This window comes from Campylobacter subantarcticus LMG 24377 (assembly GCF_000816305.1).
Taxonomy (GTDB): Bacteria; Campylobacterota; Campylobacteria; order Campylobacterales; family Campylobacteraceae; genus Campylobacter_D; species Campylobacter_D subantarcticus.
Window position 1 is genome coordinate 1,125,398 of sequence record NZ_CP007773.1, and the last position, 20,474, is coordinate 1,145,871.

The 20,474-nt window shown below is 29.6% G+C and carries 22 protein-coding genes; 12 read left to right on the top strand and 10 right to left on the bottom strand.

Annotated features, from left to right (window positions below):
* Window positions 1-12 precede the first annotated feature (12 nt).
* Window positions 13-294 carry a hypothetical protein gene (locus CSUB8523_RS05845; RefSeq protein ID WP_043019889.1) on the bottom strand — a complete coding sequence of 94 codons (282 nt, stop codon included), beginning with the start codon at window positions 292-294 and terminating at the stop codon, window positions 13-15.
* A complete protein-coding gene (locus CSUB8523_RS05850) occupies window positions 294-893 on the bottom strand; it encodes an MBL fold metallo-hydrolase (RefSeq protein WP_043019890.1) in 600 nt (199 codons plus the stop codon). The genes CSUB8523_RS05845 and CSUB8523_RS05850 overlap by 1 nt, the downstream gene beginning before the upstream one ends.
* 63 nt (window positions 894-956) lie before the next feature.
* Between CSUB8523_RS05850 and CSUB8523_RS05855 the strand changes: the two genes are divergently transcribed.
* The 5 genes from CSUB8523_RS05855 to CSUB8523_RS05875 are packed head-to-tail and all read left to right on the top strand — an operon-like array spanning window position 957 to window position 5,490.
* Entirely contained in the window at window positions 957-1,688 is a 732-nt protein-coding gene (locus tag CSUB8523_RS05855) for an NAD+ synthase (RefSeq protein WP_043019891.1), read from the top strand.
* Window positions 1,685-2,623: a tetraacyldisaccharide 4'-kinase gene (locus tag CSUB8523_RS05860; protein WP_039664069.1), complete on the top strand. Its 939-nt coding sequence runs from the start codon at window positions 1,685-1,687 to the stop codon at window positions 2,621-2,623. The genes CSUB8523_RS05855 and CSUB8523_RS05860 overlap by 4 nt, the downstream gene beginning before the upstream one ends.
* Window positions 2,598-4,007 carry a threonine synthase gene (thrC, locus tag CSUB8523_RS05865; protein WP_043019892.1) on the top strand — a complete coding sequence of 470 codons (1,410 nt, stop codon included), beginning with the start codon at window positions 2,598-2,600 and terminating at the stop codon, window positions 4,005-4,007. Before CSUB8523_RS05860 ends, thrC begins: the two co-directional genes overlap by 26 nt.
* On the top strand, window positions 4,004-4,729 hold the full coding sequence (kdsB, locus tag CSUB8523_RS05870; RefSeq protein WP_043019893.1) for a 3-deoxy-manno-octulosonate cytidylyltransferase: 726 nt from the start codon (window positions 4,004-4,006) through the stop codon (window positions 4,727-4,729). The genes thrC and kdsB overlap by 4 nt, the downstream gene beginning before the upstream one ends.
* Complete coding sequence (locus tag CSUB8523_RS05875) at window positions 4,726-5,490, top strand: transporter substrate-binding domain-containing protein (protein ID WP_043019894.1); 765 nt, start codon at window positions 4,726-4,728, stop codon at window positions 5,488-5,490. The genes kdsB and CSUB8523_RS05875 overlap by 4 nt, the downstream gene beginning before the upstream one ends.
* Here CSUB8523_RS05875 and CSUB8523_RS05880 read toward each other — a convergent pair.
* Both CSUB8523_RS05880 and ppk2 read right to left on the bottom strand, forming a co-directional pair.
* On the bottom strand, window positions 5,487-6,269 hold the full coding sequence (locus CSUB8523_RS05880; RefSeq protein WP_043019895.1) for an amino acid ABC transporter permease: 783 nt from the start codon (window positions 6,267-6,269) through the stop codon (window positions 5,487-5,489). The genes CSUB8523_RS05875 and CSUB8523_RS05880 overlap by 4 nt on opposite strands.
* Window positions 6,270-6,278: 9 nt before the next feature.
* Complete coding sequence (ppk2, locus tag CSUB8523_RS05885; protein WP_148308423.1) at window positions 6,279-7,121, bottom strand: polyphosphate kinase 2; 843 nt, start codon at window positions 7,119-7,121, stop codon at window positions 6,279-6,281.
* A gap of 77 nt (window positions 7,122-7,198) precedes the next feature.
* Here ppk2 and dsbD point away from each other — a divergent pair, with 77 nt between their 5' ends.
* On the top strand, window positions 7,199-8,890 hold the full coding sequence (gene dsbD, locus CSUB8523_RS05890; protein ID WP_043019896.1) for a protein-disulfide reductase DsbD: 1,692 nt from the start codon (window positions 7,199-7,201) through the stop codon (window positions 8,888-8,890).
* 22 nt (window positions 8,891-8,912) lie between these two features.
* Here dsbD and CSUB8523_RS05895 read toward each other — a convergent pair whose 3' ends face one another.
* Window positions 8,913-10,088: a type II NADH dehydrogenase gene (locus tag CSUB8523_RS05895; RefSeq protein WP_043019897.1), complete on the bottom strand. Its 1,176-nt coding sequence runs from the start codon at window positions 10,086-10,088 to the stop codon at window positions 8,913-8,915.
* Between the two features lie 102 nt (window positions 10,089-10,190).
* Between CSUB8523_RS05895 and CSUB8523_RS05900 the strand changes: the two genes are divergently transcribed.
* The 5 genes from CSUB8523_RS05900 to CSUB8523_RS05920 all read left to right on the top strand — a co-directional run bounded on the left by CSUB8523_RS05900 (window position 10,191) and on the right by CSUB8523_RS05920 (window position 14,687).
* Window positions 10,191-11,555 carry a sodium-dependent transporter gene (locus tag CSUB8523_RS05900; protein WP_043019898.1) on the top strand — a complete coding sequence of 455 codons (1,365 nt, stop codon included), beginning with the start codon at window positions 10,191-10,193 and terminating at the stop codon, window positions 11,553-11,555.
* 87 nt (window positions 11,556-11,642) lie between these two features.
* On the top strand, window positions 11,643-12,257 hold the full coding sequence (locus tag CSUB8523_RS09580; RefSeq protein ID WP_052242994.1) for a hypothetical protein: 615 nt from the start codon (window positions 11,643-11,645) through the stop codon (window positions 12,255-12,257).
* 3 nt (window positions 12,258-12,260) lie between these two features.
* A complete protein-coding gene (locus CSUB8523_RS05910) occupies window positions 12,261-13,013 on the top strand; it encodes an ABC transporter permease (RefSeq protein WP_043019899.1) in 753 nt (250 codons plus the stop codon).
* Window positions 13,003-13,707, top strand: coding sequence for an ABC transporter ATP-binding protein (locus tag CSUB8523_RS05915; protein WP_043019900.1), 705 nt, complete (start codon window positions 13,003-13,005; stop codon window positions 13,705-13,707). Before CSUB8523_RS05910 ends, CSUB8523_RS05915 begins: the two co-directional genes overlap by 11 nt.
* Window positions 13,704-14,687, top strand: coding sequence for a nitrate/sulfonate/bicarbonate ABC transporter, periplasmic substrate-binding protein (locus CSUB8523_RS05920; protein ID WP_052243680.1), 984 nt, complete (start codon window positions 13,704-13,706; stop codon window positions 14,685-14,687). Before CSUB8523_RS05915 ends, CSUB8523_RS05920 begins: the two co-directional genes overlap by 4 nt.
* Here CSUB8523_RS05920 and CSUB8523_RS05925 read toward each other — a convergent pair.
* The 5 genes from CSUB8523_RS05925 to CSUB8523_RS05945 form a co-directional block, all read right to left on the bottom strand.
* On the bottom strand, window positions 14,684-15,547 hold the full coding sequence (locus CSUB8523_RS05925) for a 1-aminocyclopropane-1-carboxylate deaminase (RefSeq protein WP_043019901.1): 864 nt from the start codon (window positions 15,545-15,547) through the stop codon (window positions 14,684-14,686). The two genes, CSUB8523_RS05920 and CSUB8523_RS05925, sit on opposite strands and share 4 nt — an antisense overlap.
* Complete coding sequence (locus tag CSUB8523_RS05930; RefSeq protein ID WP_043019902.1) at window positions 15,534-16,484, bottom strand: OmpA family protein; 951 nt, start codon at window positions 16,482-16,484, stop codon at window positions 15,534-15,536. Before CSUB8523_RS05930 ends, CSUB8523_RS05925 begins: the two co-directional genes overlap by 14 nt.
* Window positions 16,471-17,802, bottom strand: coding sequence for a MotA/TolQ/ExbB proton channel family protein (locus tag CSUB8523_RS05935; protein WP_043019903.1), 1,332 nt, complete (start codon window positions 17,800-17,802; stop codon window positions 16,471-16,473). The genes CSUB8523_RS05930 and CSUB8523_RS05935 overlap by 14 nt, the downstream gene beginning before the upstream one ends.
* A 75-nt stretch (window positions 17,803-17,877) precedes the next feature.
* Complete coding sequence (gene fbaA / locus CSUB8523_RS05940; RefSeq protein WP_039664098.1) at window positions 17,878-18,942, bottom strand: class II fructose-bisphosphate aldolase; 1,065 nt, start codon at window positions 18,940-18,942, stop codon at window positions 17,878-17,880.
* Window positions 18,942-19,757 (bottom strand): major antigenic peptide/PpiC-type peptidyl-prolyl cis-trans isomerase, encoded by an 816-nt coding sequence (locus CSUB8523_RS05945; RefSeq protein WP_043019904.1) that lies wholly within the window; start codon window positions 19,755-19,757, stop codon window positions 18,942-18,944. Before CSUB8523_RS05945 ends, fbaA begins: the two co-directional genes overlap by 1 nt.
* Window positions 19,758-19,836: 79 nt before the next feature.
* On the opposite strand from CSUB8523_RS05945, the gene nth reads away from it, so the two are divergent.
* Window positions 19,837-20,463, top strand: coding sequence for an endonuclease III (nth, locus tag CSUB8523_RS05950; RefSeq protein WP_043019905.1), 627 nt, complete (start codon window positions 19,837-19,839; stop codon window positions 20,461-20,463).
* Window positions 20,464-20,474 lie beyond the last annotated feature (11 nt).

The window sequence follows — 20,474 nt, forward strand, 5'->3', positions numbered from 1 at the left end:
TTAAAATAGCTTTTACTCTTTTTTCAAAACCCAAGCAAAATACCATATGGCAAAAGATAAAAGCAATATGATAAAAAGCTTTTTATCATATACGCCAAAACCTATATAAAGCACCGAGTACATAAAACCAAAGCTTCCTGTATAAATGCAAATTCTACTCATTAAGCCATTTTCTACTGCTTTAAAACACGGGCATTTATGAAAAAATTTCTTTTTTGTTTCTTTGGGTTTAAAAAAACTCAAAATTGCACTTAAAACCAACAAAAAGCTTAAAAAATATAAAACCTTATCCATTAGTGAAAATACCTTAACCAAGCAGGAATTGCTTTTTGTTCTTCTTTTAAAGTAGTTTCCTCCCCATGCCCGGGAAGCAATCTAAAGTCTTTATCATAAGCTAAAACTTTAAGCAAACTTTCTTTCATCTTAGTCGCATCTGAATAAGGAAAGTCCCATCTACCGATACTACGATAAAACAAAAAATCTCCACTAAAAAGCACATCTTCTCCTACCAACTCTACCATACAGCACCCTGGAGTATGTCCTGGAAAATGATGAAATTTAAATTTAAACTCATCTATATTTAATTCATTTTCATTTTCTACCAATACATCAGCGTTTGAGTGTTCAAAACCATAATTAAAAGGATTACTTAACATAAAAGCATCATCTTGGTGAATATAAAGCGGAATCGCATGAGCATTTTTAACCCTAGCATTATCATACACATGATCATAGTGACCATGCGTATTTAAAATAGCCAAAGGTTTACTTGTGTTTTCTTTGATAAACTCATAAGCATTCTCGCCTGGATCGATGATGATTTGCTTGTTATTGTGATCTATGATATAACAATTAGTCTCATACATTCCACATGGTTGTTTTAAAATACGCATATAAACTTCCTTTTAACTAAATCAAATATAATTTTAAAAAATTAACTTTGTCAAAGATTTTATATGAATTATACTAAAATAGAAGAATTATTGATCCATTTTATAAAAAAACAGGCAGGAGATAAAAATCTTATCTTGGGTTTAAGTGGTGGGATAGACTCAGCCTTGGTCGCTCATCTTTGTAAAAAAGCAGTAGGTGAAAAACTTTTTGCCCTTTTAATACCCACAAAACATTCTAAAAAAGAAAATCTAAATGATGCTTTGATGCTTTGTAAAGATTTGCAAATTCATCACAAAATTATTTATATCGATGAAATTCTTTACGCCTATGAAAAAATTTGTCAAGATCTAAACCCTTTACGCTTTGGCAACTTAGCCGCAAGAGTACGCATGAGTTTACTTTATGATTACTCGGCTTTGCATCAAGCTTTAGTAGTAGGTACTTCCAATAAAAGCGAACTAATGCTTGGTTATGGGACTATTTATGGAGATTTAGCTTGCGCCTTTAATCCTTTGGCAACACTTTATAAAAGTGAAGTTTTTGAACTTGCAAAATTGATGGGCGTGCATGAAAATTTCATACAAAAAGCCCCAAGTGCTGATCTTTGGCCAAATCAAAGCGATGAAAGTGAGTTAGGTTATAAATATGAAGTTTTAGACGAGGTTTTAAAAGCTTTAGAAAACAATCAAAGTTTAGAAAAATTCGATGAAAAATTAAAAAATTTAGTCCTAAAACGTGTACAAGATAACGCCTTTAAACGCAGACTCCCAACAACACCAAAAGACACCATATGACTTGGCTTGATCGGTATTTTTTTAAACCTAGTTTTTTGCAAAAAACTCTAGCTTTTTTGCTTTTACCTTTTAGCTTTTTATATATGGTTATAGCGATTTTAAACACTAAATTTAAAAAAGAAATAACCTTTAATCTACCGATTATAAGCATAGGCAATCTCACTCTAGGAGGCAATGGCAAAACACCCATTTGCAAAGCTATAGCTACTGAATTTGAGGGTTGTTTTATCATTTTAAGAGGCTATAAAAGACAAAGCAAGGGCTTAATCATAGTCAAACATAAAGATGAAATTTTATGCGATATTAAAAAAAGCGGCGACGAAGCTATGGAGTATGCACTCACAAAGCATATTAGCGGTGTGATAGTTAGCGAAGATAGGGTTAAAGGGATACAAAAAGCTATCGAACTTGGAGCAAAAATCATACTTTTAGATGATGCTTTTTCTAAATTTCATATTAAAAAATTCAATGTTTTATTACAAAGTAAAGAAAAACCTTTTTTTGATTTTACCTTGCCCAGCGGGGCATATCGTTTGCCAAAATCATTTACTAAAAAGGCTGATTTCATAGCTAAAGAAAATGAAGACTTTGTGCGTTACTCTCATGTAAAAGAAAATCAAAAAGCCATTTTGATAAGCTCTATTGCAAAGCCTTTTAGACTATATGAACATTTTATCAAAGCTAGGGCTTGTTATTTTTTTGCTGATCATTATACTTTTAAAAAAGAAGAATTAGAAAAACTTCTAAAAAAGCATAACTGCGACACCTTAATGTTAACCTTTAAAGACTATGTAAAAGTGAAGGATTTTGGCTTTAAAACCGAGCTGATTCATCTTGATATTGTTTTAAAAGATAGCTTTAAACAAGTTTTACAAGATTATATTGATCAATTTAACAAAAAGGAAGAAAATGCAACTACACTCAACCCAAGATAAAAACCATCAAACAAGCTTTTCAAAAGCTTTGCTTAGCCCTAGTGCGCCTAATAATGCCCTATATGCACCACTTAATCTACCCAAACTAGACAATGAAGCTTTGAAAAATTTAAATTACAAAGAGCTAGCTTTAAAAATCATTATGGCGTTTGACTTTGATTTAGAGCTTAAGGTTTTTGAAAAAGCTTTAAAAACCTATGAGAGTTTTGATGATAAAACCTGCCCTATTGATATAAAAAAAATTAATGATAAACTTTACATTAATGAATTATTTCATGGACCAACAAGGGCTTTTAAAGATATGGCCTTGCAACCTTTTGGCGTACTTTTAGAACACTTAAAAAAAGATGATGATTTTCTAATCATGTGTGCCACAAGTGGCGATACAGGACCTGCTACACTAAAAAGTTTTGAAAATAAAAAAGGTATAAAAGTAGTTTGTATTTATCCAAATGAAGGCACAAGTAAAACTCAAGCTTTACAAATGACGCATTCAAATGCGAGCAATTTAAAATCTATAGCTATTGAGAGTAATTTTGATGATGCACAAAATGCTTTAAAATCACTTTTAAATGATGAGGATTTTAAAAAGACCTTAAAAGAAGAAAAGTTAAGTTTAAGTGCAGCAAATTCAGTTAATTTTGGAAGAATACTTTTTCAAATCATCTATCACTACTATGCTAGTTTAAAAATCAATAAGACAATTGATATTATCGTTCCAAGTGGAAATTTTGGTGATGCTTTGGGGGCTTATTATGCTAAAAAAATGGGAGCAAAGATAGGAAAAATCAAAATTGCCTCAAATTCCAATAATATCTTAAGTGAGTTTTTCAATACAGGTAAATATGACTTAAGAAATAAAAGCTTACAAAAGACCATTTCTCCTGCGATGGATATACTCATATCATCAAATATTGAAAGATTACTTTTTGATAAATTTAAAGATGAACGCACCAAAGAGCTTATGCAAGCTTTAAAAAATGAAAAATACTACAAACTTAACCAAACAGAACTAGAGCTTTTACAGGAAGATTTTGAAGCTGATTTTTGCAGCGATGATGAATGCATGCAATATATCAAACAATACAGTCATTTGGGACTACTAGACCCTCATACTTGCACTTGTTTTAAAATGCTCGATCCTAACACCACCACCCTTATTACCTCCACAGCACAATGGAGTAAATTTACACCAAGCATGTATCAAGCAATATATAATAAAGAATGCCAAGATGAACAAGCTTGCATGCAAGAACTTGCAAAAGAATTTAACCAAGAAATTCACCCTAATATCGCAAGCTTATTTACAAGCATACCAAAGCAAAATCCAGTTTGCAAACTTGAAAATTTAAAACAAACTATTATAGAATGGATAAAACAATGATAATCATACCTGCAAGATTAAAATCAAGTCGTTTTGAAAATAAAATTTTATGCGAAATTGGCAATTTGCCTATGTTTATTTATACAGCTAAAAAAATGCAAGAAGTTGATGAAGTATGCGTAGCACTTGATGATGAAGAAGTTTTAAAAATAGCACAAAAACACAACATAAAAGCGATTTTAACAAGCAAAAACCACGAAAGCGGTACTGATAGAATCAACGAAGCTTGTCAAATTTTACAACTAAGTGAAGATGAGCTTATCATCAACGTACAAGCTGATGAGCCCTTCATAGAAACACAAAATATCAAAAATTTTAAAGCATTTAGTCAAAAAGCTTTTGAAGATAAGCTTTGTTTTATGAGTAGTTGTTATAAAGAAGTGGATGTAAAAGCTTGCGAAGATCCAAATTTAGTTAAAGTAGTTACTGATATTAATGATTATGCTTTATATTTTTCAAGATCTAAAATTCCTTATGAAAGAGCAAATTATAAACAAAATTTCAAAGCACACCTTGGAATTTACGCATATAAGGTTAAAAATTTACAAGAATTTTGTACTTTGAAAAATTCAGCTTTGGAAGAATGTGAAAAACTAGAACAGCTAAGAGCTTTAGAAAATGGCAAAAAAATCAAAATGTTAAAAATACAAAGTCAAAGCATAGGTATAGATACAAAAGAAGATTATGAAAGAGCTTTAGCTCAATTTGGAGCGAAAATATGAAAAAAATACTTTTTCTACTCAGCTTGTTTTTTACACTCCATGCAAAAGAATTAATCGTAGGTATGGAATTGGCCTACCCTCCTTTTGAAATGAGTGATACTAAAGGTAATCCAAGTGGCATTAGTGTAGAGTTTTTACAAGCCTTTGCTAAGGAAAAAAACTATGATTTAAAAATTCAAAATATAGCTTGGGATGGACTTATACCTGCTTTAAGAACCCAAAAGATTGATTTAATCATGTCTTCTATGAGTATAAGCGAACAAAGAAAAAAAGTAATAGATTTTACCTTGCCTTATGCTAAGGCAAATTTAGCGATATTAAGTGCTAAAAAATCAAATATTAATTCCATAGAAGATATAAATCAAAAAGGGAAAATCCTTGCTTTAAAAAGAGGGTCTAGTGCACATTTATATGCACAAAAAAATCTTAAAAATGCGACAATTTTAGTTTTTGATAAAGAAAATGTGGCTATCTTAGAAGTCATTCAAGCCAAAGCTGATGCGTTTATTTATGATCAAATGAGTATTTATAAAGCATGGGAAAAACACCCTGAACAAACTAAAGCCATTTTCACTCCTTTTGAAAAAACACCAGAACAATGGGCTATAGCTTTAAATAAAAACAATACCAATTTAAAAGAAGAGTTGAATGAATTTATTTTAAAATCTAAAGAAAATGGTTTTTTTGATAAACTAGGTCAAAAATACCTTCAAGACATGCAAACAATTTTTAAAAAACAAAAGCTAGAGTTTTTCTTTTAAGAAAAGCTCTTTTCAAGCCTTCTTGAAAGCATAGAAATAGGCAAAGTCAGCACCAAATAACAAAGTGCCAAAGGAATGTAAATTTCCAAAGTAGAAAAGGTAAAAGCATTGATCTCCTGGGCATTTTGAGTTAATTCTGAAACAGCTATCACACTCAAGAGTGAACTATCTTTGATTAAATTGCTAAGTTGTCCACTTAGCGGTGCTAGGATATTTTTTAATGCTTGAGGAAAAATCACACTTTTGTAAATTTCAAACTCACTCAAACCCAAAGCTTTAGCGCTTTGATATTGCATATTTTCAACGCTTAAAATCCCTGCTCTAAATATTTCACAAATATAAGCACTAGCAAATAAAGCTAAAATCAAAACTCCACAAACATAGCGATTATTAAGCCCCAAATTATCCGCGAAAATATAATAAATCAATAAAATTTGCACTAGCAAAGGTGTACCTCTAATAAGCTCTATAAAAACTCTTGCAAACATATTTAAAAGCACGATTTTACAAAGACTCATATAACACAAAATCAAAGCAAAAATCACACCTGCAATCAAAGACAAAACACTAATAAAAAAACTCGTAAAAAAACCTTGTATCATTTTGTCTTTATACTCATAAATTGCCATAAAATCAAAGTTATAACTAGCACTTAAAAAAGATAAATAAAAAAGTAAAAACAATAAAAATGCTAGCAAAAAGGCATTAACCGCAAACACTTTTGGACTGATTTTTTTATGCTCATTAAATTTATTACGCACTATAAAAAGATGATTCAATTCTAGCCTTTATTTTTTATCAAATTTTTTAAGTTTTTCATCATTTAAACTAAGCTCCATTTTTCGAATTTCTTCCTCGCCACTACGCACTAATTTTTTATCATATTGAAAGTATTTATTTTTAATTTTATTTGGGTATTCTAAAAAATTAAGTAGATACTTAAATAAATTTATCCTTGCTTTCTTTTTACTATCTGAATTAATGATCACCCAAGGACATTTCGGTGTATTAGATGCTAAAAGCATAGAATATTTTGCTAGAGTATATTTGTCCCATAATTCTTGTGATTTTTCATCAACAATAGAAAGTTTGTATTGTTTTAGCGGATCTGTTCTCCTTTGCTCAAAACGCCTCTTTTGTTCTTGTTTGGAAACTGAAAAATAAAATTTAAAAAACAAAATTCCACTATCAAGTAGCATTTCTTCAAAAGAAGACACCTCGCGTAGGAATTTTTTATGCTCATTTGGGGTACAAAAGCCCATCACAGGCTCCACCCCTGCTCTATTATACCAAGATCTATCAAAAATCACTATCTCTCCTGCTGCAGGCAAATGTGTCACATAACGCTGAAAATACCATTGGGTTCTTTCCACATCACTTGGTTTTTCAAGTGCCACCACACGACAACCTCTAGGATTTAAATGTTCAATTAATCTTTTAATAGCACCACCTTTTCCTGCTGCATCACGCCCTTCAATTAAGATCAAAACTTTTAATCCTTTATCTTTGACATGATTTTGAAATTTTAAAAGCTCAATTTGTAATCTTCTAAGCTCGCTTTCATACTCAAGTGTTGATTTTTTCACTTTAATAAGAGTAAATTTATCCTTATCCACAACAAACTCCTTAATTTAGGATAATTATTAACTTAAATTTACCACAAATAAGTAAAATAAAACAAATTTAATTTTCGATTTCAAGGAGAAAAATGCGTTTTTTAGCGGTATTTTTTATTTTTTTAAATTTAACCTTTGCCAACAATGGGGTATTATCTCTTAGTGAAGCCTTTAAACTCAATACTCACAGTAATAATCAAGGAATTTTTTTAAAAATCAATCTTGCAGATAGAATTTATCTTTATAAAGATCAAATCAAAGTAGAATTAGACTCTAATGATATTACTTCTTTATTAAATTTCCCACAAACTCAAACCAGAGAAAACAAAGAGGTGATTTTTAGCCAGCTTGAACTTTTTATACCTCAATTATTATTAGATGATTTTATTAAAAACAACAAAGCAAAACTTTCCCTAGCTTATCAAGGTTGTTCAGAAGATGGTTTATGCTATCGTCCTATATATGTAAATTATGAGCTTAATAAACAAAATGGAATTTATGCTATAAAATCAACTAAAAATCAATTTAAAAAGCAAAACGAAGATGAGCAAATTGCTAATGATTTAAGCACGCAAAATATATTTATTACGCTTTTAACTTTTTTTGGTTATGGCTTATTGCTAGCACTTACTCCTTGTATTTTACCAATGATACCTATTCTTTCATCATTAATCGCAATGAAACTCAAAGACAAACCATCTAAAAAACATAGCTTTTATTTATCTTTTATCTATGTCTTTTTTATGTCTTTAGCTTATGCCATAGCAGGTGCTTTAGTAGGGCTTGCAGGAGCTAATGTACAAGGTTTATTACAACAACCTTGGATTATCATTACTTTTGCGGGCATTTTTGTATTGCTTTCACTTTCTATGTTTGGACTTTATGAATTACAACTACCACTTAAATTTCAAAATTTTATCAATAAAAAAATAGAAGGCAAAAATGGAGTTTTTGGTATAGCTGTTATGGGTTTTTTATCAGCACTCATTGTAGGACCTTGTGTAGCAGCACCTTTAGCAGGAGCTTTACTTTATATTACTAATAGTGGTGATGTATTTTTGGGAGGACTTTCTTTATTTGTGATGAGTTTTGGTATGGGTATACCTTTACTTTTAATCGGTCTTGGCGGAAGCTTTTTAAAAAGTGGTGCATGGATGCTTAAGATAAAGATTTTCTTTGGTTTTATCATGCTCATTATGGCAGTTTGGATGCTTGAAAGAATACTTAGTGCAAATATCATTTTAATACTTTATGGAATTATAGGGGTATTTTTTGCTAGTTTTATGGGTTTATTTGATGAAGCTAAAACTAATTTTGACAAATTTAAAAAAGCAAGTATGATTTTAGTTTTAGCTTATAGTTTAAGTCTAATTTTAGGTGGCTCAATGGGTTCAAAAAACTTACTAAAACCTCTTGAACTTAACCTTACTTCAAAAGAAAATAGCTCTAATTTAAATTTCAAAACGATTAAAAATTTAAAAGAACTTGAGCAAGAATTACAAAATTCTACCAAACCGGTTATGCTTGAATTTACAGCCGCTTGGTGTGAAAACTGCAAACTCTTAGAAGAATATACTTTTACAGATACTAAAGTACAAAATTTGCTTGCTAATTACACACTTTTAAAAGCAGATGTAACACATAATAGCCAAGAAGATTTAGCTCTTATGAAAAAATTTGGAGTTTTTGGGCCTCCTGTGATAATATTTTTTAACAAAAGCGAAGAAAAAGGACGCATTATAGGCTATGTAGATGCAAATGAATTTTTAAATAGAGTTCCTTAAAGGACTCTATTTAAAATTAATTTTATTTCAAAAAACCTTTCAATCCTTCAAGCTGATATTGCCATAGTTTTTCTATAAAAATTTTAAGTTTTATTGCCAAAAGACCACTAATTGGTTTATGTAAAACCGTACCAACAGCATAATCATTACCAATAGAACAAACGGTATTTCCACTTACAAAAGAAAATTCTTGTTTAAATTCTTTCTCATCAACCATAGCCATTAAAGCTTTAGCTACATATGCTCCTTCTCTTAATGCAAGCTGGGCTGTTGGAGGATACTGGGTGTTAGTTTTAGGGTTTTTAAATAAACTATTATCGCCTATAAAAAAGTATTTTAATGCATTTTTAACATTTAATGGATGCATGAAAGCATCTACTTCTATACGCGATCTTGCGCTTGGAAAATCTGAGCTATTTTCTATAACGCTATTACCTCTAACTCCTGCAGTCCAAATGATGGTATTGGCTTTAACAAATTCTCCCCCATCAAGTCTTATGCCATTTTTTTCACACTCTATAATTTTAGATTTTTCATATACTTTCACACCAAGTGTTTCTAGCCTTTGTTTTGCTTTTATAGCTAAGTTTTTATCAAACATAGGTAAAATTTGATCCATAGCTTCAATAATAGATAATTCTAATTTCTCATAAGCAATTTGCTCTTTTTGACAAAATATTTTAAGCTCTTTAGCTAAAGAAGCTACAAATTCAACTCCACTTAAACCCCCACCACAAACTGCGATTTTTAAATCATCTTCATTTTGGCTAGTTTTGTAATTTTTTATTTTCTCATATATAATTTCATTAATTTTTAAAGCATTTTCATAATTATCTATACTCAAAGCATATTCTTGCATACCTTTAATACCAAAAGTTTCTTTGGCAAAACCAAGCCCACACACTAAAATATCAAAGTAAAATTCATTATTTTTAGTAAAAACTTTGTCTTTAGAAATTTTTAAAACTTCATCTTGGATAAAGTCAATTTTTGGATTTAATAAAGGTAAAAGATCATATTTTGAACTATAAATATCTTCATTTGAAGCTACTTTGTGTAGTAAAATAGTATGATAATGATAAGAATTGTTATTAATCAAACTCACCTGCGCTTTTTCAAAAAACTCATCAGATAAAGCTTTTATAGCCGATAAAGTAGCATATCCTGCACCTAAAAACAAAATTTTCTTTTTTTGCATGGATTTTCCTTTAATTTGATAAAAAAATAAATAAAAATTTGGCATAATGGTATTATTTTTTATCTTAAAATATTTTTTATTTAAATTTAGCAAGGAAAAAGCATGCAAAGACAAACTTGGAGCAACACGCTAACTTACATACTCACTGTCGCAGGAGCAACGATAGGTTTTGGAGCTACCTGGCGTTTTCCGTATTTAGTAGGTGAAAATGGTGGTGGTGCTTATGTTTTAGTCTTTTGTATCGCAATGATTTTTATAGGAATTCCCGTAATTTTAGTGGAAAATGTCATAGGAAGACGCAGAATGCTAAATTCAGTTGACGCTTTTGGTGGAAAAACCAATAACGGCGTCAAAATAGCACGCCCATGGCAAGGCGTTGGCTACATGGGGCTTTTGGGTAGTTTTGGAATTATGGCTTATTATATGGTTATAGGTGGTTGGGTCTTGGCTTATATTTTTAAGATCATCATAGGTGATTTCAATCTTTCAACACCAATTGATGCTCAATATACTAGCGAATTTTACAATACAACTATCGAAAACAACCCTTTATTAATAGGTGTTTTTACCACAATTTTTGTGGCGATTAATTGGATTATTTTAAAAAAAGGTATCATTGATGGCATAGAAAAATCCGTAAAATATCTTATGCCATTTTTATTTATCTGTCTTTTGATCGTTGTTGCACGCAATTTAACCCTTGATGGTGCAAGTGAAGGTGTGAAATTTTACCTTACCCCTGATCTTTCTAAGATCACTCCTAAGTTATTTATAGATGTTTTAGGACAAGTATTTTTTGCACTTTCTTTAGGTTTTGGTGTAATGATAACTTTATCATCTCATCTTAAGAAAAATGAAAATTTGATCAAAACTTCTATCTACACCGGGATCTTAAACACTCTTATAGCAGTGCTTGCTGGATTTATGATTTTCCCTGCTTTATTCAGCGTAGGTTTAACTCCTGATAGCGGTCCATCTTTGGTTTTTAAAACCCTGCCTGTAGCATTTTCGCATATACCTTTTGGTGGTTTAATTTGTGTATTTTTCTTTTTGCTTTTGATCATCGCTGCACTTACCACTAGTTTGCCAATTTACCAAGTAATCATTAGTGTTTTAGAGGAAAAATTTAAACTAGCTAAAAACACTGCGATTAATCTCACGCTTGGAACCATTTTTATATTAGGAAACTTACCTTGTATACTTACTTATGGTCCTTTAAGAGATATCACCATCATTAGGGGAAAGAATATCTTTGATAGTTTTGATTTTATTAGTGGGAATATATTCTTTGTTTTAACTGCATTTTTTTGTTGTATTTATGTAGGTTGGGTACTTAAAAAAGATGCTATTTATGAACTTTCCAACCAAAATACCTTAAAAGGAAAAGTCTTTACGCTTTGGTATTATTATGTAAAATTCATAATTCCAGCTATCATTTTAATCATATTTTATTTTGGAATTTTTTAATAAATTTCCAAAATAAATAAAAATATAAAACATTTGACATTAAATATTAATTATGATAATATTTTTCAAAAAATTAAGGTTATTTAATTGGCTGAAAAATATATTTTTATCAATCCAGTAGTTTTAAAACTTTATGATATATCATATTTAGAAAATCTACTTACACAAAATAATTTTAAACTCGTTTTTCCCAAAAAAAATATCGCTAAAATTGTTAAAAATAAATATCTATCACTAAGTTCTAATTCTAAAGAATGTATTATAGATTCAAGATGTCCTAAGATTAAAGATTTTATAGAAAATCACACTTTCTCTGCTAATATCAATCCTATTTTGATAGAAACAGCTTTACATTTACACGCTCAAAAACAAAAGAAAGATTTTTTATATATCACCACACCTTGTATTGCTTTAGAGAATTTTGGAAATAACTTAAATTTAAGCAACACTCTGTTTATAACTTGGAATAATTTTGTATCAAAATTTAAACTAAAAATTGATTTAAAAAATAAAAAACAATTACAAAATAGTCCTATCCCTCCTGGTTTTTTTAAAGATTTAGAAAGCTCCATAGGAAAAATACCTTCTGTAAGCGGTGAGCAAAATATCATCAAAATATTTAAAGAAAAATCTTACAAAAAACATAAACTTATAGAAATGCTTTATTGTGATAATGGATGTCATAATGGAGATGGAATTTAATAAATGCAATGGATTAAAAAAAATGTATTTATTGGTATTATTGTATTATCTTGGTATATAGTTAGTGAGCTACAGATATGGAGTGAGTATATACTTCCTACTCCTCAAAAGGTCTTTTTAGCTTTTTTGTCTGAATTAATTGATGGAAATTTATTAGAAAATACTTATATTAGCTTATTAAGAATCATATTTGGCTTTTTCATAGCATGTATTTTGGCTTTTATGTTTGGAATCATTGCTGGAATGAAAAAACAAATTTTTGAATATTTTGAAAATATTATTGAATTTTTAAGAAATATTCCTCCAATTAGTCTAATTGCTATTTTAATCTTATGGTTTGGCATAGGAGAAGAACCAAAAATCATCATTATAATCTTAGCATCTTTTTTTCCTATATTTATCAACACAACAAAAGGTATTTATATGGTTGATAAAAAGCTTTTGGAAGTTGGATATTCTTTAAATTTTACAAAAATGCAATTGTTTTTTAAAATCATACTGCCAAGTTCTTTACCTTATATTTTATCTGGTATGAAAATTGGTCTTGGATATAGTTTTAGAGCTATTATAGGAGCTGAAATGATAGCAGCTTCTAGTGGTCTTGGTCATATGATATTAGATGCACAAGAATTGTCAAAATCAGATAGAGTTATAGCTGGTATTATAGTTATAGGTTTATTAGGATGTTTGATTGATTGGTTTTTTTCTTATTTGATAAAAAAATCCTCTAAAACAGGATATACCTATGAAGCTTGAAGCTCAAAATATATCTAAATTTTTTACAATCAATAATAAACAAATAAATATACTCTCTAATATTAATTTTAAAACCATAGATAATGGAATAACTATCATTTTAGGCAAAAGTGGTTGCGGGAAAACAACATTTTTAAAAATCTTATCTGGCTTAGAAAAACCATCACAAGGACAAATTCTTTGCAATGCAAAACTATCTATAGTATTTCAAGAACCAAGATTAATGCCATGGCTTGATGTTTTTTCAAATATAAGTTTTGGTATAAAAAAAAGCACAATAGATAAGGAAAAAATTTATAAACTGACTAATCTAGTAGGGCTAGATGGATTTGAAAAAGCTTATCCTTCACAACTATCCTTGGGTATGATGCAAAGAGTTTCTATAGCTAGGGCTTTAGCTAATGATGCAGATATTATTTTAATGGATGAACCATTTGCTTCTTTGGATTATTTTACTAGAGAAAAATTACAAAAAAGTCTTATAAATATAGTAAAACAAACTAATAAATCCATTATATTTGTTACTCATTGTATTGATGAAGCCTTAATTTTAGGTAAAAAAATCGTAATTTTTAAAAATGGTCAGATTGAAAAAGATTATTTTTTAGATAAAGATTATGAAAGAGACTTATTATCTTTTGATTTTATTGAATTAAAAAAAGATATATTAAATACTATTAAGGAGACTAAATGAAAATTTTTTCAAAAAATACCTTCAAAATTTTAACTATAGTGATATTTTCACTATTGTTGTTAAACGCTTGTGAAAATTCATCTTCTAAAGAAAATGTGGATAAAAATTTCACAGCAAAACAAATAACCATAACCTATGTCAAAGCACCATTAAATACGCCTTCTATCATAGAAAAAGAAAAAGCTATCTTTCAAAAACATTTTGATAAATATAACATTAAACTTTCTTACTCTCAACTAACAACAGGCCCAGAGCAAACCCAAGCTTTAGCTTCAAAAGATATACAATTTTTATACGCTGTGGGATCTACTTCTGTAATCTTAGCAAAGGCTAATGGACTTGATATTAAAATAGTTAATAAATATAGTAAATCCTCAAAAACTTTTACTATTTTATCCCAAAAAGGAACCCAATTTAAAACAGCTGATGATATCAAAGGAAAAAAGATAGCAGGTCCGAAAGGAACCATACTTCATGAGCTTTTGCTAGCTTATCTTAATAGCTTGGGATTAAAAGAAAATGATGTAGAATTTATATCTATGGGAATACCACAAGCTCAAGCTGCATTAGCTGGAAAATCTGTAGATATGGCTTTATTAGCAGGTCCTAGTGCTTATAGTTTGATACAAGATGGGTATAATGTAGTTACTACAGCTGATGGATTGATCGAGCCTTTGATTGTAGTTGCTACAACTAAAGAATTTTATGATGAAAATAAAATACTTGTTGATGAATTTATTAATGCTCAAAAAGAAATCTTAGATTATATAGATAAAAATTATGAAGAAAGTATGAATATCGTTGCTGAAGAAACAAATTTAGACATCAATGCAGTTAAGCAAATGTATCCTTTATATGATTTTAATATCAGTATAAACAATGATGATATAAGGTCTTTAGAAAAAACAAAACAATTTATGCTAGATAATAAAATGATAGATACAGATATTAAAATAGAAGATTTATTTATAAAATATTAATTAAATTTATACTTATATCTTTTAATCATGCTCACATTTCCATCAAGTCCACCTTGATGGATATATAAGACTTTTCCACCAAGCTGTTCTTTATGAGCTAATAAAGTTTTAAAGCCCACCATATCATAAAGCAAATCAAACTCTACTTCACATTCTTTTTTTAAATCATAATAAAGCTCATATAATTCCAAATAAGGTTTAGCAAAATGATATTTTTTAGGTGGATTTAATATAGTTAAATTACCAAAATCATGGTTTGGCTCCAAAGTTAAAATTTGTTCTTTTAAATACGCACTATCGCCTACACAAGCACATGTAAAAACCTTAAATTGACTATGCTTAGCCAAAAAAGCCGCAGAAGTTCCTGTACCTGAGGGTAAAAAAATACTTACATTTTCGCTTAGTTGCTCATTAAGTTCTAAAGCAAGTTGTTTATAGCCAAACTCAGCCTCTTTTATAGCCACACCCTCTTCTATGAAAATATCATCATCTTTTTTTAAAGCCAAAGCTTGTAATCTTCTTGTGGGATAGCTTTCATTTTCCACTAAGATAACATTATGTTTTAAAGCAAACTCTAAATTACCATGGGGCTTTTCTTTTAAAAAAGTGCTGATTTTTTCACAAACAAAAATAAGCAAAAAATCATTCTCATGGCAAAATTTAGCCAAAGCAACCAAAGCATTACTTTGAGAAGAACCAAAAGAAATAAATCTTTGTCCTTTTTTGAATAAATGTTTGTTTTTATCAAAAAAGGCTAGTTTTCTAGCCTTATTTCCATTGATATAACCTAGTAAATCATCTCTTTTGAGTAAAAATTCAAAATCTTTGTATTTTACAACATCAATTCTACTTGCTATCAAGGTATTTTTCAACCTTTTCTAATGCATTATTTGTATTGATATTAAACTTAATCTCTATCCTACGACTTGCTTCTTTATCTTCTTTACCATCTTTCATAATCACATCAGAATAAGATCTACCACTTGCCATTAAAAGTTTTTGCAATCTTGAATCTTTATAAAATGAGTGTATAAAACTCATCACAGCATAAGCTCTTTTTTGTGATAAATCAAGATTATATATATAAGAACCAGCACTATCCGTATGCCCTTCTATGACTATATTTTCTATACTATTTAAGATATTTTCATCTTTTAAGATATTATCAAAATACTGTGTTAAGATTACCTTTAAATTTTCTTTTGCTTGTGCTTTTAAGGTAAAAGAATTGGTATCAAAAAGTACTTCAGAAGGCAAAACTATCGCACCTGAATTAGAATCCAAAGTGATATTTGTATCAAATTTTGCTTGAAGATTTTTAATGGTATTTTCTTTAATCAAGCCTAGTTCTTTGATTTTACTTTTTGCCTCATCAAAATTACGCTCTAGTTCTTTGATTTCTTCATCTTTTTTGTTTAATCTCTCAAGTAAAGCAAAAATTTGTTGATCTTTTTCATCTAAACTTGAATTTAAATCTTGATTAAGTTTAGTAATATTAGCTTCTAAAGCCTGTTTTTGCTTATTAACATCATCAAGCGTACTTGAGGTATTATTTAATTTTTGGCTAAGATTTTTTAAAATATCTTCTTTTTGATTTAATTCTTCTTTATTTTCTCTTAAGCGTTCTTCTTGTTTTTGTAGATTTTCTTTTATGATTTGCAAATCACTTTGAGTTAAAACATACTTAACTACTATAGCGCCAATAAGCAAAATAAATATAAAAAGCAAGCCTGCCATTAAATCTGCATAAGCTATCCAAAAATTATTTTCTTCATTGTTAGAATTATTTTTTATCATCTATTTTTTCATCTTCTTTTTGATTTTCAAGCTTTGTAATCACTTGCGTGGTTTGCTCATCTAATTCTTTGCTTTCTTCTTTAAATTCTTGCATTAGTGAAATTTTTTCATCGATATTTTTCTCATCTTCATAGACTTCTTTAAAAGTATGCATTCCTTCTATAATACTTGCTTTAAAACCTTCAAAAAGCTTGGTTTGATTATCAAGCATAAGATTTTGATATTTTTCTATATTATTTGAAAAATTATTTACCTTTTCATCTAAAGCACTCACGCTTTTATCTAGATGAACAATTTTATCCGAACTCACATCTAAGAGTCTGTTATATTGCTCTGAAATTCTTAAAGTTAGATCTTTTATGTTTGAATTTAACATATTCACCGCATTTGCAATCTCACTATAAGTTTTAACTATATCTTTTTGCTCTCTTTGGGTTTTAGATAAATCAATCATAGTTTGTTTTACATGCTCACTGCTTAATCTCACAGCTTTTTCTTCAGCATTTACAAGCTCTTGAAAAACTTTGAATTTTCTATCTATTGTATTATCTAGTTCTTTAAAAAATTCCTCATTACTTACATGTTCAAAAATCCTGCCTATTTTTTCAAAATGTTGCAAACTTTCTTGAAGATATTTTCTATCAATTTCTTCTTTAGACCAGAAAAAATCACTTGTTGCATTTTTTTGACGATTTAAGAGTTTTTGAAATTTACTACTGCCATATTTTTCGAAAAATATCCACCAAAGTGCTAAAAAAATTCCATAGATTGAAACATAAAAGGCTGTTCCTACTCCATTTAACAAAACTGAAATTTCTTGCTCTAAGCCTGCTGTGTCACTTGAATTAAAATTTGGCATAGACATAGCTATACTTATAAAAGTTCCTAAAATACCGAGCATAGGAAAAATAGCTGCGCCCACAGAAGCAAAATTTTCATTTCTCAAATCTTTCACATAAGCATAAGCAAAATCATCAAAACTCGCGTTAGATTTTGTCTCTTTACCTATAACTAAAAAATGCTTCATAATGTAGCGTTTTAATATAAGCTTAAACTCATCTTTTTGTTGCTCAAAAATACTTGAAGCATAATCAGCACTATGTCTAGCAAAGATCAAGGCCACTAAAAAGATAATCCCTATCATTATAACACTGTGTAATTCTACTTTAAAATCAATCTTACCAAAATACCCCAAAAAAACCAAAATATACAACATAGTAGGGATAAATATAATCTTTAAATACGCAACAATCCCTGTACTACCTTTTCCTTCGGGCAATACAAGATCAGAAAAGTCATCAGTTGTTTTAACTTCCATTTTATAAACCTTTGTTAATTTTACTCTAAAAATTGAAAATCTTCACAGGAAAATCAACTAAGAGTTATAAAACTCTTAGTTTCTATCGATACAATTTAAATCGCTAAAAGCACATTCTAAGCGTTTGATCATACTTTCTTCGCCCGCTCTAAGCCATACTCTTGGATCGTAGTATTTTTTATTTGGCTTATCATCGCCCTCAGGATTGCCAATTTGCCCTTGCAAATAAGCTTTATTTTTAAACTCATACTCTCTCACACCATCCCAAAAAGCCCATTGAGTATCTGTATCTATATTCATCTTAATCACGCCATAGCTAAGTGCTGCTTTGATATCTTCTATATCACTTCCACTACCACCATGAAAGACAAAATTGATCGGTTTTTCTTCATTTAAGCCAAATTTTTCTTTTACATAATTTTGAGAATTTTTAAGAATTTCAGGTCTTAAAATTACATTGCCTGGTTTATACACTCCATGCACATTACCAAAACTTGCCGCGATCGAAAACCTATCACTAATCTTAGAAAGTCTTTCATAAGCTAAGGCTACATCTTTAGGCTGAGTGTATAATTTTGCATTATCGATGTTGGTATTATCCACTCCATCTTCTTCTCCACCTGTACACCCTAACTCAAGCTCCAAAGAAATCCCAAGTTCAGACATTTGTTTTAAGTAATTTTCACACGTGCTTAAATTACTCTCTAAATCCTCTTCACTTAAATCAATCATATGAGAGCTAAATAAAGGTTTACCTGTTTCCTTTTTAAACTCAATATTTGCCTCAATTAAAGCATCAATCCAAGGAAGTAATTTTCTAGCAGCATGATCTGTGTGTAAAATCACTGGAACTCTATAAGCTTTTGCCATTAAATGCACATGTCTTGCACCACTTATAGCACCAAGCACATCAGCTTTTGAGCAAGCTTTCCCTGCTACAAATTTAGCTCCTCCATTTGAAAATTGAATAATCACAGGTGAGTTAACTTTTTTAGCACTTTCTAAAACCGCATTGATAGAATTTGTCCCCACAACATTTACCGCAGGGATAGCAAATCCTTCTTTCTTTGCATAATTATATACGGTATTTAGATCATCATCACTTAAAACACCTGGTTTGACAAGATCTAATACACCCATTATTTATATTCCACTTTTGCTTTTTGACGAAGCTCTTGAGCTTTTTTATTCATAAGCTCTTTAAACTCTTCCATTTTGATATTGCTTTCAATACCTGCTTTTACTTCATTATAACTCATAGTACTTTTTGCTCTTGCATCTTCTTTTAAGATAACATGATATCCAAAATCACTTTTCACAGGTGTTTTAGAAATAGTACCTTTTTTCATAGAAAAAGCTGCATCAGCAAATGGTTTTACCATAGTTGATTCAGCAAACCAACCAAGATCACCGCCTTGAGCCGAAGAACCTTTGTCGATCGATTTTTCTTTTGCAAGTTGAGCGAATTTATCATTTAAAGCTTTTCCGCTTAGTTTGCTAAGCTGAACAATGATATCTTTAGCTTCTTTTTCATTAGTTACTAAAATATGTTTAGCTTTTACTTGAGCTGGTTTAGTAAATTTATCTTTATTTGCTTCATAGTATTTTTTAGCTTTCGCATCGTTATTTTTAATAGAATCAAAAATTTTCTTTTGATAGATATTTACCAAAATAGCTTCTTTAGCACGCTCTAATTCTTCTTTATAAGAAGGGTCATTTTCAATTTTTTGAGCTTTAGCGTCTTTTAATACAAGTTGTTGAATGATGTATTGATCAATGATTGCTTTTTTTTGTTCAGCTGGCAAATCAGTGATTTTAGCACCTCTTAACATAGGAGCAAAAAACTCATTCACTTCTGTATCACTGATATTGTTTCCATCAAGGGTTGCAACCACCGCAGCATTTAAACTTAAACCTGTTAATAAAGCCGCAGTAACTAAAGAAATTTTTTTCATTGTTTTTCCTTTTGAAATAGTTTTGTTGATTTTATTATATCTAAACTTTATTTAAAGCCGATTAACATACAATAAGTTTATGAAAAGAAATTTAGAAATTAAAAAATTATTTTTAGAGCATTTTGGACAAGCAAAAACAGAATTAGTTTTTAGCAATGCTTATGAACTCTTAGTTTGTGTTATGCTTTCAGCACAATGTACTGATAAAAGAGTTAATCTCATCACACCGGCTTTATTTAAAGCTTATCCTAGCGTGCAAGATTTAGCTAAGGCAAATTTGTCATCTTTAAAACTTTTGATCAATTCTTGCTCATTTTATAATAATAAAGCACAAAATTTAATCAAAATGGCTCAAGCGGTTTGTGAGCAATTTAATGGCGAAATTCCTCTAAATGAGCAAGATTTAAAAAGTCTGGCAGGAGTAGGACAAAAAACCGCACATGTAGTGATGATAGAATGGTGCGGGGCTAATTGCATGGCTGTTGACACCCATGTTTTTAGAGTTTCACATAGACTTCATCTTAGCAAGGCTAAAACTCCTGAAGAAACTGAAAAAGACTTAACTAAAATTTTTAAAGACAATCTCAACTATCTTCATCAAGCTATGGTACTTTTTGGACGCTATACATGCAAAGCCAAAAATCCTTTGTGCAAAGAGTGCTTTTTAAATCATTTATGTAAGAGTAAAGATAAAAAATTAATCTAGCACTAAATTAG